At 62.4% G+C, this 17605-nt stretch carries 16 protein-coding genes; 12 read left to right on the top strand and 4 right to left on the bottom strand.

Annotated elements, in window-relative coordinates:
* The first annotated feature begins 70 nt into the window (after positions 1-70).
* Together olsB and KCG88_RS15210 are read left to right on the top strand one after the other, a co-directional pair.
* Positions 71-826, top strand: a complete 756-nt coding sequence (olsB, locus tag KCG88_RS15215) for an L-ornithine N(alpha)-acyltransferase (RefSeq protein ID WP_015634439.1) — start codon at positions 71-73, stop codon at positions 824-826.
* Positions 826-1620 carry a lysophospholipid acyltransferase family protein gene (locus KCG88_RS15210; protein ID WP_210712638.1) on the top strand — a complete coding sequence of 265 codons (795 nt, stop codon included), beginning with the start codon at positions 826-828 and terminating at the stop codon, positions 1618-1620. Before olsB ends, KCG88_RS15210 begins: the two co-directional genes overlap by 1 nt.
* Positions 1621-1715: 95 nt before the next feature.
* Here KCG88_RS15210 and KCG88_RS15205 read toward each other — a convergent pair whose 3' ends face one another.
* Complete coding sequence (locus KCG88_RS15205; RefSeq protein ID WP_047284249.1) at positions 1716-2297, bottom strand: ACP phosphodiesterase; 582 nt, start codon at positions 2295-2297, stop codon at positions 1716-1718.
* Positions 2298-2450: 153 nt separating this feature from the next.
* Between KCG88_RS15205 and KCG88_RS15200 the strand changes: the two genes are divergently transcribed.
* From KCG88_RS15200 to KCG88_RS15190, 3 genes are read left to right on the top strand one after another with little or no spacing between them, the layout of a single operon-like run.
* The gene (locus KCG88_RS15200) at positions 2451-2753 is read left to right on the top strand and encodes a helix-turn-helix transcriptional regulator (RefSeq protein WP_047284248.1); all 303 of its coding nucleotides are present in this window, start codon (positions 2451-2453) and stop codon (positions 2751-2753) included.
* 18 nt (positions 2754-2771) lie between these two features.
* Positions 2772-3938 (top strand): MFS transporter, encoded by a 1167-nt coding sequence (locus KCG88_RS15195; RefSeq protein WP_047335875.1) that lies wholly within the window; start codon positions 2772-2774, stop codon positions 3936-3938.
* A gap of 33 nt (positions 3939-3971) precedes the next feature.
* The gene (locus KCG88_RS15190) at positions 3972-5021 is read left to right on the top strand and encodes an alkene reductase (RefSeq protein WP_047284246.1); all 1050 of its coding nucleotides are present in this window, start codon (positions 3972-3974) and stop codon (positions 5019-5021) included.
* A 193-nt stretch (positions 5022-5214) separates the two neighbouring features.
* Here the strand turns inward: KCG88_RS15190 and KCG88_RS15185 are convergent, their stop codons facing one another.
* Together KCG88_RS15185 and emhR are read right to left on the bottom strand one after the other, a co-directional pair.
* A complete protein-coding gene (locus KCG88_RS15185) occupies positions 5215-6099 on the bottom strand; it encodes a DMT family transporter (protein ID WP_210712636.1) in 885 nt (294 codons plus the stop codon).
* A 161-nt stretch (positions 6100-6260) separates the two neighbouring features.
* A complete protein-coding gene (gene emhR / locus KCG88_RS15180) occupies positions 6261-6893 on the bottom strand; it encodes an efflux system transcriptional repressor EmhR (RefSeq protein ID WP_047284244.1) in 633 nt (210 codons plus the stop codon).
* A 265-nt stretch (positions 6894-7158) separates the two neighbouring features.
* Here emhR and emhA point away from each other — a divergent pair, with 265 nt between their 5' ends.
* The 7 genes from emhA to KCG88_RS15145 all read left to right on the top strand — a co-directional run bounded on the left by emhA (position 7159) and on the right by KCG88_RS15145 (position 17177).
* Positions 7159-8316, top strand: coding sequence for an efflux RND transporter periplasmic adaptor subunit EmhA (gene emhA / locus KCG88_RS15175; RefSeq protein WP_047284243.1), 1158 nt, complete (start codon positions 7159-7161; stop codon positions 8314-8316).
* Positions 8317-8319: 3 nt separating this feature from the next.
* The gene (locus tag KCG88_RS15170) at positions 8320-11466 is read left to right on the top strand and encodes an efflux RND transporter permease subunit (protein WP_047284242.1); all 3147 of its coding nucleotides are present in this window, start codon (positions 8320-8322) and stop codon (positions 11464-11466) included.
* Positions 11463-12923 (top strand): AdeC/AdeK/OprM family multidrug efflux complex outer membrane factor, encoded by a 1461-nt coding sequence (adeC, locus tag KCG88_RS15165; protein WP_047284241.1) that lies wholly within the window; start codon positions 11463-11465, stop codon positions 12921-12923. The genes KCG88_RS15170 and adeC overlap by 4 nt, the downstream gene beginning before the upstream one ends.
* Before the next feature lie 299 nt (positions 12924-13222).
* Positions 13223-14485, top strand: coding sequence for an OprD family porin (locus KCG88_RS15160; protein ID WP_047284240.1), 1263 nt, complete (start codon positions 13223-13225; stop codon positions 14483-14485).
* A gap of 248 nt (positions 14486-14733) precedes the next feature.
* Positions 14734-15924 carry an FAD/NAD(P)-binding oxidoreductase gene (locus tag KCG88_RS15155; protein ID WP_047284239.1) on the top strand — a complete coding sequence of 397 codons (1191 nt, stop codon included), beginning with the start codon at positions 14734-14736 and terminating at the stop codon, positions 15922-15924.
* 25 nt (positions 15925-15949) lie between these two features.
* Entirely contained in the window at positions 15950-16339 is a 390-nt protein-coding gene (locus KCG88_RS15150) for a hypothetical protein (RefSeq protein WP_047284238.1), read from the top strand.
* 13 nt (positions 16340-16352) lie between these two features.
* Complete coding sequence (locus KCG88_RS15145) at positions 16353-17177, top strand: methyltransferase domain-containing protein (RefSeq protein ID WP_047284237.1); 825 nt, start codon at positions 16353-16355, stop codon at positions 17175-17177.
* A 25-nt stretch (positions 17178-17202) separates the two neighbouring features.
* On the opposite strand, the gene pcaC is transcribed toward KCG88_RS15145, so the two are convergent.
* Positions 17203-17595 carry a 4-carboxymuconolactone decarboxylase gene (gene pcaC, locus KCG88_RS15140; protein ID WP_011059667.1) on the bottom strand — a complete coding sequence of 131 codons (393 nt, stop codon included), beginning with the start codon at positions 17593-17595 and terminating at the stop codon, positions 17203-17205.
* Positions 17596-17605 lie beyond the last annotated feature (10 nt).

Here is a 17605-nt window from a genome sequence, read left to right as displayed (position 1 = left end):
CCTGACTTTGCACAACAAAGTCGATTGGCTGCAACCCAAGGCGGGTCAGTAGCCCGCACGGAGATTCACGATGACTCAGATCGCCCGCATCAGCGACACCGGCACTGAACGCCGCCTGCAAGCCGAACGCCTGATCGGCGCAAAGGCTCTGCAAGAAGCCCAGGCCCTGCGTTTCAACGTCTTCAGTGGCGAGTTCAACGCCAAGCTCAAGGGCGCGGAGCTGGGTCTGGACATGGATGACTATGACGTTCATTGCAGCCACATCGGTGTGCGCGACCTGAACACCGGGCGCCTGGTGGCCACCACCCGCCTGCTGGACCACCAGGCCGCCAGCAGTCTGGGGCGCTTTTACAGCGAAGAAGAATTCAGCCTGCACGGCCTGGTGCAGCTCAAGGGGCCGATCCTGGAGATCGGCCGCACCTGCGTCGACCCGGCCTATCGCAACGGCGGCACCATCGCTGTGCTCTGGGGCGAACTGGCAGAAGTGCTCAATCAGGGCGGCTACAGCTACCTGATGGGCTGCGCCAGCATCCCCATGCAGGACGGCGGCGTGCAGGCCCAGGCGATCATGCAGCGCCTGCGCGAGCGCTACCTGTGCACCGAGCACCTGCGGGCCGAGCCGAAGAACCCGCTGCCGAGCCTGGACATTCCGTCCAATGTGATCGCCGAGATGCCCCCCCTGCTCAAGGCCTATATGCGCCTGGGCGCGAAGATCTGCGGCGAGCCGTGCTGGGACGAGGATTTCCAGGTCGCCGATGTGTTCATCCTGCTCAAGCGCGACGAGTTGTGCCCACGCTACGCCCGGCACTTCAAGGCGGCGGTCTGATGCGCCGGCTGCGGGTCTACGGGCGCATCGCCCGAGTGCTACTGGTGGTGGCGCTGGGCCTGAGCATGGCCAGCGTCTTCGGCTTGCTGGAACGCCTGGGGGTCGCCAACTCCATGGTCCGGCGCCAGCGCTGGTCGCGGTTCTTCATGGCACGCTTGAGCAATGCCCTGCCCTTTCAGGTCTCGGTGCATGGCGAGCTGCCCCGCCAACCGATGCTCTGGATCAGCAACCATGTGTCCTGGACCGATATCCCGCTGCTGGGCATGCTGACGCCGCTGTCCTTCCTGTCCAAGGCCGAAGTGCGCACCTGGCCGGTGGCCGGTTGGCTGGCCGCCAAGGCCGGCAGCCTGTTCATCCGCCGCGGCGCCGGTGACAGCCAGTTGATCCGCAAGCAGATGACCCGGCATTTGCAGGAGCAGCACCCGCTGCTGCTGTTCCCCGAAGGCACCACCACCGATGGCCGTGGCCTGCGCACCTTCCACGGGCGCTTGCTGGCCAGCGCTATCGATGCCGACGTCTGCCTGCAACCGGTGGCGATCCGTTACCTGCGCGACGGCCAGGTCGATACCCTGGCGCCCTTCATCGGCGACGACGACCTGCTCTCGCACTTGATGCGCCTGTTCGCCAATGACCGGGGCCAGGTGGAGATCCACCTGCTCAAGCCGATTGCCTGCCAGGGCCAGGAACGTGCGGCGCTGGCCTTCCAGGCCCAGCAAGCGGTGCAAAAGGCGCTGTTCGGTGACCTTGCCCAGCCGGCCGAACCGCGTCGCAGCGGCGAACTGGTCGCGGCCTGAAACTCTCTGTAGGAGCCGGCTTGCCGGCGAATAGGCCCTTGCGGTCATGAGAGCGCCTTCGCTGGCAAGCCAGCTCCTACAACAGCCATCGTGAGTCAGGGCAATTGGATGTGCTGCGCGGCAAATGCCTGCAATTGCGGGTAGAAAGCGCGGAAGTCTTCGCTCAACGGTTCATACAGCCGCTCCAGCTCGACCATCGCCGCGGTCAGTTCCCCTGGCCGTGACAGGCGCCGGGCAATCCCCCGCAACACCTGCTCCAGCACCGCGAACTCGCGATAGGAACCCAGCCAGTCATCCGCCGCCATGTAAGGCGCAATCTGCGCCAGCCGCGCCGGCAACTGCGGCTCGGCCGCCAGCACCCGGTACACCTCGGCGGTGAACAGCGGCAGGGGCCGGTCGGCGTAATGCTGCCAATCCCGGGCCAGGCAATGGTCGAAGAACACGTCGATGACGATGCCGGCGTAACGCCTTCGCGTCAGGGAGAAACGCGACAGCGCCGCCACCACCAGCGGGTGACTGTCGGTGTAGGTATCGATGCGCCGGTGCAGCTGGATCGCCGCCTCGACCTCGGGCGAAAACTGCCCTTGCAGGCGTCCCTTGACGAAATCGCCATACAGGCTGCCGAGTAATTGACCCGGGCGCTGGCCGCCAAGGTGCAGATGTGCGAGATAATTCATGGACGCAGCTTAGCACTGCGACCAGCATATCGTTATAACCCGATATACCGATAAGTAATGATTTAAGATCAAAATCATATTGGTATATCGCGAAATAACGATTTAAATTTCGCTTCATCGCGATACAACGTTTCACAAAAAACGAGCACCGCCATGCCCCTCGACCTCGACGAAATAATAAAAGCCCTGGCACATCCGGTTCGCAGGGAAATCCTGCACTGGCTGAAAGACCCGACTGTCGAATTTCCCGATCAGACTCACAGCAATGAGTACGGCGTCTGCGCCGGGCAGATCGACCAACGCTGCGGCCTGTCGCAGTCGACCGTGTCCGCCCACCTCGCCACCTTGCAACGCGCAGGCCTGATCAGCAGCCGGAAAGTCGGCCAATGGCATTTTTTCAAACGCAACGAGGAAACCATCCAGCAGTTCCTCGCGCAAATGAGCCAACAGCTCTGATCTGACAAGGACCCGACAATGCCCCTTTCGCTTCTCATCCTGGCCTTGAGCGCCTTCGCCATCGGTACCACCGAGTTCGTCATCATGGGCCTGCTGCCCGATGTGGCGGCGGACCTCGGGGTGTCGATTCCTGGCGCCGGCTGGCTGGTCACCGGCTACGCCCTTGGGGTGGCCATCGGCGCGCCCTTCATGGCCCTGGCCACCGCCCGCCTGCCCCGCAAGGCAGCCCTGGTGGCACTGATGGGAATCTTCATTGTCGGCAACCTGCTGTGTGCACTGGCCAGTGATTACAACGTGCTGATGTTTGCCCGGGTGATCACCGCGCTGTGCCATGGTGCCTTCTTTGGCATCGGTTCAGTGGTGGCCGCCGGCCTGGTGCCCGCCAACAAGCGCGCTTCGGCCGTGGCCCTGATGTTCACCGGCCTGACCCTGGCCAACGTCCTTGGCGTGCCCCTGGGCACCGCCCTGGGCCAGGCCGCCGGCTGGCGCTCGACCTTCTGGGCGGTGACGGTCATCGGCGTGGTGGCGCTGATCGGCTTGCTGCGCTTCCTGCCGGCCAAGCGCGACGAGGAAAAACTCGACATGCGTGCAGAGCTGGCAGCCCTCAAGGGCGCGGGCATCTGGCTGTCCCTGAGCATGACCGCGCTGTTTGCCGCGTCGATGTTCACCCTCTTCACCTACGTTGCACCGCTGCTCGGTGATGTCACCGGCGTCTCGCCCAAGGGCGTGACCTGGACCCTGCTGCTGATCGGCCTGGGCCTGACCCTGGGCAACATCATCGGCGGCAAACTGGCGGACAAGCGCCTGGGCGCCACCCTGATCGGCGTGTTCGCGGCCATGGCCGTGGTCTCCACCGTACTGACCTGGACCAGCGTGGCGCTGGTCCCCACCGAGATCACCCTGTTCCTCTGGGCCACCGCTTCGTTTGCCGCGGTGCCGGCGTTGCAGGTCAACGTAGTGACCTTCGGCAAGGCCGCGCCGAACCTGGTTTCGACCCTGAACATCGGCGCCTTCAACATCGGCAATGCCCTGGGCGCCTGGGTCGGGGGCAGCGTCATCGCCCACGGCTTCGGCCTGACCAGCGTGCCATTGGCGGCTGCCGCCCTGGCGATCCTGGCCCTGCTGGTGACGCTGATTACCTTTCGCCAGGGCGGCAACGCCGAACTGGCTCCTGCGACCCACTGAACCGTTTGTTTCCTATATAGAAGGCTGCATCCCATGACGACTATCTTTGATCCGATCAAGATCGGCGACCTTGAGCTGTCCAACCGCATCATCATGGCGCCGCTGACCCGCTGCCGCGCCGATGCCGGCCGCGTACCCAATGCGCTGATGGCCGAGTACTACGTACAACGGGCTTCCGCTGGCCTGATCCTCAGCGAGGCCACCTCGGTGACCCCCATGGGCGTGGGCTACCCGGATACCCCCGGCATCTGGTCCAACGACCAGGTGCGTGGCTGGGCCAACGTGACCAAGGCAGTACACGGTGCCGGCGGCAAGATTTTCCTGCAGTTGTGGCACGTCGGACGCATCTCCCACCCGTCCTACCTGAACGGCGAAACCCCGGTGGCACCCAGCGCTCTCCAGCCCAAGGGCCATGTCAGCCTGGTGCGTCCACTGGCCGACTACCCGACGCCGCGGGCCCTGGAAACCGCTGAAATCGCCGACATCGTCGACGCTTACCGGATCGGCGCGGAAAACGCCAAGGCCGCCGGCTTCGACGGCGTGGAAATCCACGGCGCCAACGGCTACCTGCTGGATCAGTTCCTGCAAAGCACCACCAACCAGCGTACCGACCAGTACGGCGGCTCCCTGGAAAACCGTGCCCGCCTACTGCTGGAAGTCACCGACGCGGCCATCGAGATCTGGGGGGCGGGCCGTGTGGGCGTACACCTGGCACCGCGTGCCGACTCCCATGACATGGGTGATGCCAACCTGGCGGAGACCTTCACCTACGTCGCTCGGGAGCTGGGTAAACGCGGTATCGCCTTTATCTGCTCCCGCGAGAAAGAAGGCGCCGACAGCCTGGGCCCGCAACTCAAAGAAGCCTTCGGCGGCCCCTACATCGCCAACGAACGCTTCACCAAGGACAGCGCCAACGCTTGGCTGGCCGCTGGCAAGGCTGACGCCGTAGCCTTCGGTGTGCCCTTCATCGCCAACCCGGACCTGCCTGCCCGCCTGAAGGCCGATGCGCCGTTGAACGAAGCGCACCCGGAAACCTTCTACGGCAAGGGCCCGGTCGGCTATATCGACTACCCGACTCTGTAAGCCTGCATCGCTCGATAAAAAGCCCCGACTCTCGCGAGCCGGGGCTTTTTCATGGCCCGTACATTCTTTGCAGCCGCTGCTCCAGGCTCGGGCCGCGTATGCATGATCGTCTCGAAGGGGCGCGACCATCTCAAGGCCGATGAAGGTTCTGCGGACCTTGTCGCAGCCTGCGGCAGCGGCGACAGAAAGCCATTCAGCGTTTGCGCTGGGCCCAGGCCACCGCCAGGCCGCTGAGGCAGATGACCGCGATACCGACCAGGGCGTACTGGTCCGGGGTATGGTCGAAGATCAGGTAGCCAAACAGCCCGGCGAAAAGAATCTGCCCATAACTGAAAGGCGCCAGCATCGCCGGCGCGGCATGGCGGAAGGCCTGGGTCAGCAGCATATGGCCGAGCATGCCGCAGGTGCCCAGGCCGATCATGAACAGCCCATGAACCAAAGTCGGCGTGCTCCAGAAGAATGGCAGCAGCGCGCTCATGACCAGGCTGTTGAGAATCCCGGTGAGAAAGTTGCTGGTGGTCGGGCTGTCGACGCCACTGAGCTTGCGGGTCAGCAACTGGTAGAAGCCGAAGCACAGCGCCGACCCCAGCGGCAGCAGGATCGCCGGCGTGAACAACGCGCCCCCGGGACGCACCACTATCAGCACCCCGACGAACCCCGCCAGCACTGCCAGCCACTGGGCGCGACTGACTCGCTCCCCCAGAAACGGCACCGACAGGGCGGTCACCAGCAAGGGCGCCAGGAAGTTGACCGCGGTCGCTTCTGCCAGGGGGATATAGCGCAGGCCGGTGGTGAACAGCAGGCTGGTGCCGATCAGGCACAGGGCCCGCAGCAATTGCAGCCCGGGGCGCTTGGTGCGCACCACCGCAGAGAAACCACTGCGCGGCACGAACACCACCAGCATCAACAGGGTATGCACCACATAGCGGGCCCAGACCACCATGACGATGGGATAAAAAGCCGACAGGTATTTGGATAACGTGTCGTGGCTGGCAAACAGCAGGACCGCCAGGCAGATCAGGGCGATCCCCTTGATGGGGTGTTCCGCGCCGTTGAACGGTGAAGGGCTCACACTCATTCACACACCCGCAACAAAATCCCTACAAAATACGTAGCTCGCTATCTATCAACCGGCAGCAAGCCCGTATATAAAAGCACCCCATTGTGAAGTGCGACCCCGGGTATGAACGTCCCTCGCCTTAAATGTTGACACAACCTGACTCAATTACGCATGTTGTCTTAATGACGGAGGTTGGGGCTCAAGCGCAGCATATCCAGCCCGATGTCGATCCAGCGCTCTGCTTCGGTGTGCAGGGCGAAGCTGTCCGGGGCCAGCAACCACTGGTAGAGAATACCGTCGATGAACGCATGCAGCGTGATAGCTGCCCGCGCCGCATCGAGATTCTCGGGCAATTGCCCACGATTCATGGCATTACGCAACGCCAGCTCGATGTGTACGTTGCAGTCCAGGCTGGCAGCGCGGCGCTGGCGGCGCAGGTCGCACATTTCGTCGGTGAACTCGCACTTGTGAAACAGGATTTCATTGATGCGTCGGGTTTTCGGGTCCAGGGCAACTTGATGAAACAAATGAATGAGCAGCTTGCGCATGCAGCCCAACGGGTCCATTTCATCTACATTCTCACTGGCCGCGGCCATTTCATCCAAAGGTTCACGCAGGCTGTCGAGCATGGCCTGCACCAGGTCGGCCTTGTTGCTGAAGTGCCAATAGATGGCACCTCGCGTGACTCCCGCCAGCGCCGCGATGTCGGCCAGGGTGGTACGCGCCACGCCACGCTCGTAAAAGGCCTTTTCGGCGGCCTCGAGTATCTGGCTGCGAGTTTCTTGAGCTTCCTCTTTGGTACGACGGACCATGGCAGTAAAACCTCGATCAGGATCTTTCAGCGATGCGTGAAGACCTTCTGAATAAATATGGAACGGCATCTCGAGTGCCGTTTGCCCAGCCTACAATTCAACACCTACAGGGGCTTTTGTAACCGGATGGGTACGCCGCAGGGGTATTTACAAACAACCATGAACGTAAGTATATTCCTTAGCAAGCTACTTATCCACTCAGCCAAGCATTTTTACCCTTCCACTTTTCTTGTGCGCATCTTGCGTGCCTGACCCGAGGATTTTCATGCAACTCAAGCCAGCTGTTACCGCTCTGGTCACTGCCGTCGCCCTGGCATCGCTGCTCAGCGGATGTAAAAAGGAAGAGGCGGCACCTGCCCCTCAAGCCCCTCAGGTCGGCGTCGTTACCCTGCAACCACAAGCCTTTACCTTGACTTCCGAACTCCCGGGCCGGACCACTGCGTTCCGCATCGCCGAAGTTCGCCCACAGGTAAACGGGATCATTCTCAAGCGCCTGTTCAAAGAAGGTGGAGACGTCAAGGAAGGTCAGCAGCTTTATCAGATCGATCCATCGGTCTATGAGGCAACGCTGAAGAGTGCCGAGGCTAATCTGCAATCGACCAAGTCTATTTCTGATCGCTACAAGCAACTGGTCAACGAACAGGCCGTAAGCCGCCAGGAATACGACACTGCCGTGGCCAACCGCCTGCAGTCGGAAGCCTCGCTGCAAAGCGCCCAGATCAACCTGCGCTATACCAAGGTGCTGTCGCCACTGACCGGCCGAATCGGTCGTTCCTCGGTGACCGAAGGCGCCCTGGTGAGCAATGGCCAGGCCGATGCCATGGCCGTGATCCAGCAGCTGGACCCAATCTACGTCGACGTTACCCAGTCCTCGGTGGAACTGCTGGAACTGCGTCGCGAACTGGAGAGCGGCCGCCTGCAGAAAGTCGGCGACAACGCCGCCAAGGTCAAACTGACCCTGGAAGACGGCAGCCAGTACAAGCTCGATGGCAAGCTGGAATTCTCCGAAGTCTCGGTGGACGAAACCACCGGCTCGGTGACCCTGCGCGCAGTGTTCCCGAACCCTGAGCACACCCTGCTGCCTGGCATGTTCGTCCACGCCCAGCTGCAAGCCGGGGTGAACAGCGCGGCGATCCTCGCTCCCCAGCAAGGCGTGACACGCGACCTGAAAGGCACCCCGACCGCCCTGGTGGTTGGCCCGGATAACAAGGTCGAGCTGCGCCAACTCAAGGCCAGCCGTACGGTCGGCAACCAGTGGTTGGTGGATGATGGCTTGAAAGCCGGCGATCGCCTGATCACCGAAGGCCTGCAATTCGTCAAGCCGGGCATTGAAGTCAAGGCCAGCGAAGCGACCAACGTTCCAGCGAAGAACCCGGCCCCTGCACAGGCAACTGACAAAGCTGCAGGCGGCAAAGGGGAGTAAACCATGTCGAAATTCTTTATCGACCGTCCGATCTTCGCCTGGGTAATCGCCCTGGTGATCATGTTGGTCGGGGCTCTATCGATCCTCAAATTGCCGATCAACCAGTACCCGAGCATCGCCCCGCCAGCGATCGCCATCTCCGTGACCTACCCAGGTGCTTCTGCACAGACCGTGCAGGACACCGTGGTTCAGGTGATCGAACAGCAGCTCAACGGTATCGACAACCTGCGTTATGTATCCTCGGAAAGTAACTCCGACGGCAGCATGACCATCACCGCGACCTTCGAACAGGGCACCAACTCGGACACCGCGCAGGTTCAGGTACAGAACAAGCTCAACCTGGCCACTCCGCTGCTGCCCCAAGAGGTACAGCAGCAGGGTATCCGCGTGACCAAGGCGGTGAAGAACTTCCTGCTGGTGATCGGCGTGGTATCCGAGGACGGCAGCATGTCCAAGGACGACCTGTCGAACTACATCGTGTCGAACATGCAGGACCCGATCTCGCGGACCGCGGGCGTCGGTGACTTTCAGGTATTCGGTGCCCAGTACGCCATGCGGATCTGGCTCGACCCGGCCAAGCTGAACAACTACAACCTGACCCCGGTGGACGTGAAGACCGCGGTAGCCGCGCAGAACGTCCAGGTATCGTCCGGCCAGCTCGGCGGCCTGCCTGCCCTGCCCGGCCAGCAACTCAACGCCACCATCATCGGCAAGACCCGCCTGCAGACTGCCGAGCAGTTCAAGGCGATCCTGCTGAAGGTCAACAAGGACGGCTCGCAAGTGCGTCTGGGCGACGTCGCGGACGTCGGCCTGGGTGGCGAGAACTACGCCATCAGCGCCCAGTTCAACGGCAAGCCAGCATCCGGTCTGGCAGTGAAACTGGCCAACGGCGCCAACGCCCTGGACACCGCCAAGGCCCTGCGCAACACCATCAAGGACCTGGAGCCCTTCTTCCCGCAAGGGATGAAGGTGGTGTTCCCGTACGACACCACCCCGGTGGTGACCGAATCCATCAAGGGTGTGGTTGAAACCCTGGTGGAAGCGATCGTCCTGGTGTTCCTGGTGATGTTCCTGTTCCTGCAGAACTTCCGCGCCACGGTGATCACCACCATGACGGTGCCGGTGGTACTGCTGGGTACCTTCGGCATCCTTGCGGCGGCCGGCTTCAGCATCAACACCCTGACCATGTTCGGCATGGTGCTGGCCATCGGCTTGCTGGTGGACGACGCCATCGTCGTGGTGGAGAACGTCGAGCGGGTGATGCACGAGGAAGGACTGTCGCCCAAGGAGGCAACGAAAAAGTCCATGGGCCAGATCCAGGGAGCCCTGGTGGGTATCGCCCTGGTACTGTCCGCGGTACTGCTGCCAATGGCCTTCTTCAGTGGCTCCACCGGGGTGATCTACAAACAGTTCTCGATCACCGTGGTCTCGGCCATGGCCCTGTCGGTGCTGGTGGCCCTGATCTTTACCCCGGCCCTGTGCGCCACCATGCTCAAGGCCGTACCGCAAGGCGAACACGCTACCGAGAAGCGCGGCTTCTTCGGCTGGTTCAACCGTACCTTCGATCGCAGCGTGAAGAGCTACGAGCGCGGCGTGGGCAACATGCTGCGCCACAAGGTTCCATTCCTGCTGGCCTACGTGCTGATCGTCCTGGGCATGATCTGGCTGTTCACCCGCATCCCGACCGCGTTCCTGCCGGAAGAAGACCAGGGCGTTCTGTTCGCCCAGGTACAGACCCCGGCCGGCTCCAGTGCCGAGCGGACCCAGGTGGTGGTGGACGAAATGCGCGCCTACCTGCTGGACAAGGAAAAGGACACCGTGGCTTCGGTGTTCACCGTGAACGGCTTCAACTTCGCCGGTCGCGGCCAGAGCTCGGGCATGGCCTTCATCATGCTCAAGCCGTGGGGCGAGCGTTCCGCGGAAAACAATGTGTTCAACCTGGCAGCCCGCGCCCAGCAGCACTTCTTCAGTTTCCGTGACGCGATGGTGTTCGCCTTCGCCCCTCCAGCGGTACTGGAACTGGGTAACGCCACCGGTTTCGACGTGTTCCTCCAGGACCGCGCCGGTATCGGCCATGAGAAACTGATGGCTGCACGCAACCAGTTCCTCGGCATGGCGGCCCAGAGCAAGGTGCTGTCCCAGGTGCGCCCGAACGGCCTGAACGATGAACCGCAGTACCAGTTGACCATCGACGACGAGCGCGCCAGTGCCCTGGGCGTGACCCTCACCGATATCAACAACACCCTGTCGATTGCCCTGGGCAGTAGCTACGTCAACGACTTCATCGACCGTGGTCGGGTGAAGAAGGTGTACATCCAGGGTCAGGCCGGTGCTCGCATGAGCCCCGAAGACCTGAAGAAGTGGTACGTACGCAACAGCGCCGGAACCATGGTGCCGTTCTCCTCCTTCGCCAAGGGCGAGTGGATCTACGGTTCGCCCAAGCTGGCCCGTTACAACGGTGTGGAAGCCATGGAAGTGCTCGGTGCCCCGGCCCCTGGCTACAGTACCGGTGAGGCCATGGCCGAAGTCGAAGCCATTGCCGCGAAGCTGCCGGCGGGTGTCGGTATCTCCTGGACAGGCCTGTCCTATGAGGAGCGCCTGTCGGGCTCCCAGGCACCTGCGCTGTACGCCTTGTCCCTGCTGATGGTGTTCCTGTGTCTGGCGGCGCTGTATGAAAGCTGGTCGATTCCGATCGCGGTGATGCTGGTAGTGCCCCTGGGGATCATCGGTGCACTGATGGCAACCAGCATGCGTGGCCTGTCCAACGACGTGTACTTCCAAGTGGGTCTGTTGGTGACCATCGGTCTGGCGGCGAAAAACGCCATTCTGATCGTCGAGTTCGCCAAGGAACTGCACGAACAGGGCCGCAGCCTGGTCGACGCCGCGGTGGAAGCCTGCCGGATGCGTCTGCGGCCGATCATCATGACCTCCCTGGCCTTCGTCCTCGGGGTCGTGCCACTGGCCATCTCCACCGGCGCCGGCTCGGGCAGCCAGCATGCGATCGGTACCGGGGTGATCGGCGGTATGCTCACCGCGACTATCCTGGCGATCTTCTGGGTGCCACTGTTCTTCGTCACCGTATCGTCCATGGGCCGCAGGAAAGCGGACCTGTCAGAAACTACTGCAACCCCTAATGAGGCTGGCCAATGAGCAAGTCGCTACTCTCCCTGGCAATCACCGCCATCGCGCTAAGTGGTTGCTCACTGATCCCGGATTACCAGCGCCCGGAAGCGCCGGTGGCGGCGCAGTTCCCCCAAGGCCCTGCGTACTCGCCAAAGGAGGCCGCCAACGTGGCGGCCGCCGAACAGGGCTGGCGGCAGTTCTTCCATGACCCGGCGCTGCAGCAACTGATCCAGACGTCCCTGGAAAACAACCGCGACCTCAAGGTCGCGGCGCTGAACATCGACGCCTATGCCGCGCAGTACCAGATCCAGCGTGCGGACCTGTTCCCGGCGGTTTCGGCCAACGGCAGCGGCAGCCGGCAACGACTGCCAGCCCGGGCCTCGAGCACCGGCAAGGAAATGATCTCCAGCCAGTACTCGGCCACCGTGGGCGTCAGTGCCTATGAACTGGACCTGTTCGGCCGCGTTCGCAGCTTGAGCGAACAGGCCTTGCAGACCTACTTCTCCAGCGAAGAAGCCCGGCGCAGTACCCAGATCAGCCTGGTGGCCAGCGTGGCCAACGCCTACATGACCTGGCAGGCCGACAAGGAACTGCTGAAGCTGACCCAGGACACCCTCGCCGCCTACGAGGAAAGCTACCGGCTGACCTCGCGCAGCAACGAGGTGGGCGTGGCCTCGGCCCTGGACCTGAGCCAGGCGCGGACTTCGGTGGAAAACGCCCGGGTCCAACTGGCGCGCTACACCCGCCAGGTGGCCCAGGATGAAAACAGCCTGACCCTGCTGCTGGGCACGGCGATTCCGGCCAACCTGCCGGCGGCCCAACCGCTGTCGGCCGACCTGCTGAGCGACCTGCCGGCCGGCCTGCCGTCGGAACTGCTGCAACGGCGTCCGGACATTCTCGAAGCCGAGTACAAGCTCAAGGCGGCCAATGCCAACATCGGCGCGGCGCGGGCCGCGTTCTTCCCGAGCATCAGCCTGACCGCCAATGCCGGCACCTTGAGCCCGGACCTCTCGGGTCTGTTCAAGGGAGGCTCGGGCACCTGGCTGTTCCAGCCGCAGATCAACCTGCCGATCTTCAACGCCGGCAGCCTGCGCGCCAGCCTGGACTACTCGAAAATCCAGAAAGACATCACCGTCGCGCAGTATGAGAAATCCATCCAGACCGCCTTCCAGGAAGTCTCCGATGGCCTGGCGGCGCGCCAGACCTACAACCAGCAGTTGCAGGCCCAGCGTGATTTCGTCAACGCCAACCAGGACTACTATCGTCTGGCCGAGCGTCGCTACCGTATCGGGGTCGACAGCAACCTGACCTTCCTCGATGCCCAGCGGTCGCTGTTCAGCGCCCAGCAGGCGCTGATCACCGATCGCCTGTCGCAGCTCACCAGCGAGGTCAACCTGTACAAGGCCCTCGGCGGTGGCTGGAGCGAGCAGACAGCCAAGAACGAGCCACTGGCTGAAAAAGCCCCGGCGCTGCACCTGTTCTGAAGCGCCACCTGGCCCAATGAAAAACCCACCTGACGGTGGGTTTTTTTATATGTACCGGCTGGAACATTTGTGTTCGATTACCGCCCAAAAAGCGTTTCGTCCAATTGATTGGCCCTGATCCGCGACGCACCATTCCCGGCACCTGGACACACCAATAACAACAGGTCCGATGCCATGCCCCCACGCCCTGCCCGCTGCGGCTGATACCTCCGATTCCACCCTGCTCCCCTGAAACCTGTGCCCAGACCCTTTGCGCGGCACTGGCCGGCTGCACCCCTAACAATTAGAGAGACCGAAGAATGAAGCCAAGCACCCCGCCGTCCTACCTTCTGCCCAGCCTCATGGCTCTAGCGCTGAGCAGCACCGCCCTGCCGGCACTGGCCGCAGAGTCGGGCTTTCTCGAAGACGCCCAGGCCAACCTGACCCTGCGCAACTTCTATTTCAACCGCAACTTCACCAACCCGACCAAGGCCCAGGGCAAGGCCGAGGAATGGACCCAGAGCTTCATCCTCGATGCAAAGTCCGGCTTCACCCAGGGCACCGTCGGCTTCGGCATGGACGTGCTGGGCCTCTACTCGCTGAAACTCGACGGCGGCAAGGGCACCGGCGGCACCCAACTGCTGCCCCTGGATCACGACGGCCGCCCGGCGGACAACTTCGGACGCCTGGGAGTAGCCTTCAAGGCGCGACTGTCTCAGACCGAGGTCAAGGTCGGTGAATGGATGCCAGTGCTGCCGATCCTGCGCTCCGACGACGGTCGCTCGCTGCCACAGACCTTTCGCGGCGGCCAGATCACCTCGAAGGAAATTGCCGGCCTGACCCTCTATGGCGGCCAGTTCCGCGCCAACAGCCCGCGTGACGACAGCAGCATGAGTGACATGAGCATGTTCGGCAAAGCGGCCTTCACCTCCGACCGCTTCAACTTCCAGGGCGCCGAATATGCCTTCAACGACAAGCGTACCCAGATCGCCCTGTGGAATGCCCAGCTCAAGGACATCTACAGCCAGCAGTTCGTCAACCTGATCCACAGCCAACCCCTGGGCGACTGGACCCTGGGCGCCAACCTGGGCTTCTTCTATGGCAAGGAAGACGGCAGCGCCCGCGCCGGCGACATGGAGAACCGCACCTGGTCCGGCCTGTTCTCGGCCAAATATGGCGGCAACACCTTCTATGTGGGCCTGCAGAAGCTCACTGGCGACAGCGCCTGGATGCGGGTCAACGGCACCAGCGGCGGCACCCTGGCCAACGACAGCTACAACGCCAGCTACGACAACGCCAAGGAGAAGTCCTGGCAGGTGCGCCATGACTACAATTTCGCCGCGCTGGGCGTTCCCGGCCTGACCCTGATGAACCGCTACATCAGCGGCAGCAACGTGCACACCGCCACCGTCAGCGACGGCAAGGAGTGGGGCCGGGAAAGCGAAGTGGCCTACACGGTCCAGAGCGGCACACTGAAGAACCTCAACCTGAAGTGGCGCAACTCCACCATGCGCCGGGACTTCAGCAACAACGAGTTCGACGAGAACCGCCTGATCATCAGCTATCCCCTCAGCCTGCTGTAGGCCCCTTCCAACATGGGGTCGGCCGAGCCAAGTGGCCGGCCCCGGCAGCTTCCGGCATTGAACCGCGACGCCCAAGGAAAGGTCCGCTGGTCGGGCTTAGTAAAAAAAATCCGATACACAGATAAAGTAAAGGGGTATTCACTTCAGGCGGGCAGTGCTCGCTTCCAGGAAAGGAAACCTATTAATTCAGTTCCGTTATCCATCGGATGTTGTACGTGAAGCTGACGTAGCCTTGGAGGGCCTACGTTATGAGCAAACATATCGTCATTGTCGGAGGAGGTGTAGGCGGTACCATCCTGGCCAATCAACTGGTCAGCAAGCTCTACCCGGAGATACTCAGGGACGAGGTCAAAATCACCCTGCTGTCCGAATCGCCGGATCATTTCTACAAGCCCGCCTTCATGTATGTGGCGTTCAACCTGTTCTTCCAAGAAGAACTCAAGCGACCCGAACGCTCCCTGCTACGCCCTGAAATAACCTTCCGGGTCGACCCTGTCACCCGCTTCGATTTTGCCGGCCAGAGCGTGCACACTCGCAGCGGCAAACGTCTGGGCTACGATTTCCTGGTGATCGCCACCGGCTGCGTGCCGGCACCGGAACGGATCGAGGGGCTCAAGGAAGCCGGCGACCACTTCTACCAATACCAGCCTGCCCGGCAACTGGCGCAGCGCCTGAGCCGGATCGAAAAAGGCCGGGTGTTCATCACCGTGTCGTTTCCGCAAACACCCAATGTTCCTCATCAATGCGGCATCGCGCCGGTGGAAACAACCCTGATGCTCGATGACTTCCTGCGGCGGCGCGGAGTACGGGATCGGGTCGAGATCATCTACACCTACCCCAGCACCGCGCAGCTGCTGCGCAATTGCCTGTTCCTGCAACGACCGGTCGGCGAGGTGCTGCCGGATGTCTTCGAACAGAGGAACATCCGCTTCCAGCGCAGCTTCACCCTGGCCAGGGTCGACCCGGACCAGCGCATCGCCTACTCGGAGGAAGGCGCTGAACAGCCTTTCGACATCCTCATGGCCACCCCGCCAATCCGGGCCGTGGACGCCGTGCTCGAGTCCGGCGCATCTCAGGCACAGGGCCAGGAGGGCTGGCTGCCGACCCATCACGAGACCCTGCAAGTCTATGGCCTGGAGCGGGTCTATGTGATTGGCGATACCGTCGACCTGCCGATCAGCAAGGCCGGCGGCGCCTGCCACAACCAGGCCCCGGTAATTGCCAACAACATCGCGGGAGAAATCCGCCTGGGCTCTCCCGAGGCGGTTTACGACGGTAGGGTCCAGGCGGTCGCGCAGATGGGCCTCAATGCCGGCATGCCCCTTTGGTACGACTACGCCCACGACGTTCTGCCCACCCCCTCGAGCAAGTTGGGTGGCCTGCTACGCACTGGATTCAATCGCGGCCTGTACTGGGCCGTAGCCCGCGGAATGCTTTGACCCTGCACAGGGAGGAGACAACGCCATGGATAGCTTTGATCCAAGCATGCCTGGTCCAAGGGCGACCCAGCCTGAAGTCGCCGGCACACCAGGCCTGGAAACCCTGACGAAAAAGCTCCAGCCGCTGCTGGACAGCGCTCGCCTGGACAACATGGTCGACCTGTTGTCACTGCTTTGCGACCTGATCGACATGCTCGATCAGGCGATGATCGAAAAACTTGCGCAACAGTTCGAAGAAGCCACCGCTGCCAGCTGGATGCTGGGCAATGCACTGCGCATGGCCAAGGCCGAAACCTCAGCGCACGTTACCGCTCCCAGCCTGTACGGGCTGTTCTCGCTGCTGCGCGAGGAGGACACACGACGTGGCGCAGCCCTGCTCCTCAGAACCCTGAATGTCATTGGACGACAACTTTAAAAAGGATGTTTACATGAGTACCAAGCCTCAGCCGACCACGGCCAGGAACCTCAGCACCCAATGGGATCCCCAAGCCTACCAGCAGTTCGTGCGCCTGCGAGAACGACCGGCGGTCGAGCTACTGGATCATGTCGCCCTGCAGCAACCCCATCACATCTACGACCTGGGTTGTGGAACAGGTATTGCCACTCAACTGCTGGCGCAGCGCTGGCCCTACGCGGAGCTGACAGGCGTGGACAGCTCTTCGGAAATGCTTGCCGAAGCCAGCTGCCTGCCGATCAAGGCGCTATGGCGCAGGTGCGACCTGCTGCAATGGAAAGCCGATCAGCCTGCAGACCTGTTGTTTGCCGCCGCGGTACTGCACTTCATGAGTGACCACGAACACCTGCTGCCGAGCCTGTTGAACCAGCTCAACCCCGGCGGCTGCCTGGCGGCGCACATGCCCAATTGGCGCGACGCCCTGTGGTATCAGCTGATACTCGAAAGCCTGGAACAGGCAGGACCGGACGGCAAGCCGCTGGGCACCCCGGAGCTGCGGGCGTTCATGGCCGAGCGCCGGGTACTCTCGCTGGATAGCTACTACCGTTTGCTGGCGCCCCTGACTCGGGAACTGGACATCTGGGAAACCGAACACCTGCAGGTCGTGGAAGGCCAGTCGCCGATCTTCGACTGGGTCAAGGTCTCGGCCTTGCGCCCCGTACTCCTGAGCCTGGACGACCGGCAACGACAATGCTTCCTCAACCATTACCTGGCCCGGGTACACCGCTACTATCCGCCCGAAGGCGATGGCCGGACGCTGTTCCCGTTCAAGCGGGTGTTCATTCTGGCCACCGTCTGAAATCGCGCGGTGCAGCCCGGGCGCCTCAACTGCGGGATTCGATGCCCAGTTCGTCCCACACCGATTCCGCCAGGTGGAAGGTGGCGTTGGCCGCCGGGATTCCGCAGTAGATCGCGCTCTGCATGATCACTTCCTTGATCTCGCTGCGGCTCACCCCATTGTTGGCGGCCGCCCGCAGGTGCAGCTTGAGCTCCTCGTTGCGGTTCATGCCGATCAGCATGGCGATGGTGATCAGGCTGCGGGTGTGTCGCGGCAGGCCCGGGCGGGTCCAGATGTCGCCCCAGGCATGGCGGGTGATCATTTCCTGGAACTCCGAGTTGAACTCGGTCAGGGCATTGAGGCTGCGGTCCACATGGGCATCGCCCAACACCGCGCGGCGAACCTGCATGCCTTCGTCATAACGCTGTTTCTCGTCCACAAAGGGCTCC

The sequence above is a fragment of the Pseudomonas sp. MWU349 genome (assembly GCF_017947325.1).
In the GTDB taxonomy this organism is placed as follows: domain Bacteria; phylum Pseudomonadota; class Gammaproteobacteria; order Pseudomonadales; family Pseudomonadaceae; genus Aquipseudomonas; species Aquipseudomonas protegens.
Note: the sequence above shows the minus strand (reverse complement) of the source record. Positions and strands in the feature narration are given on the sequence as shown.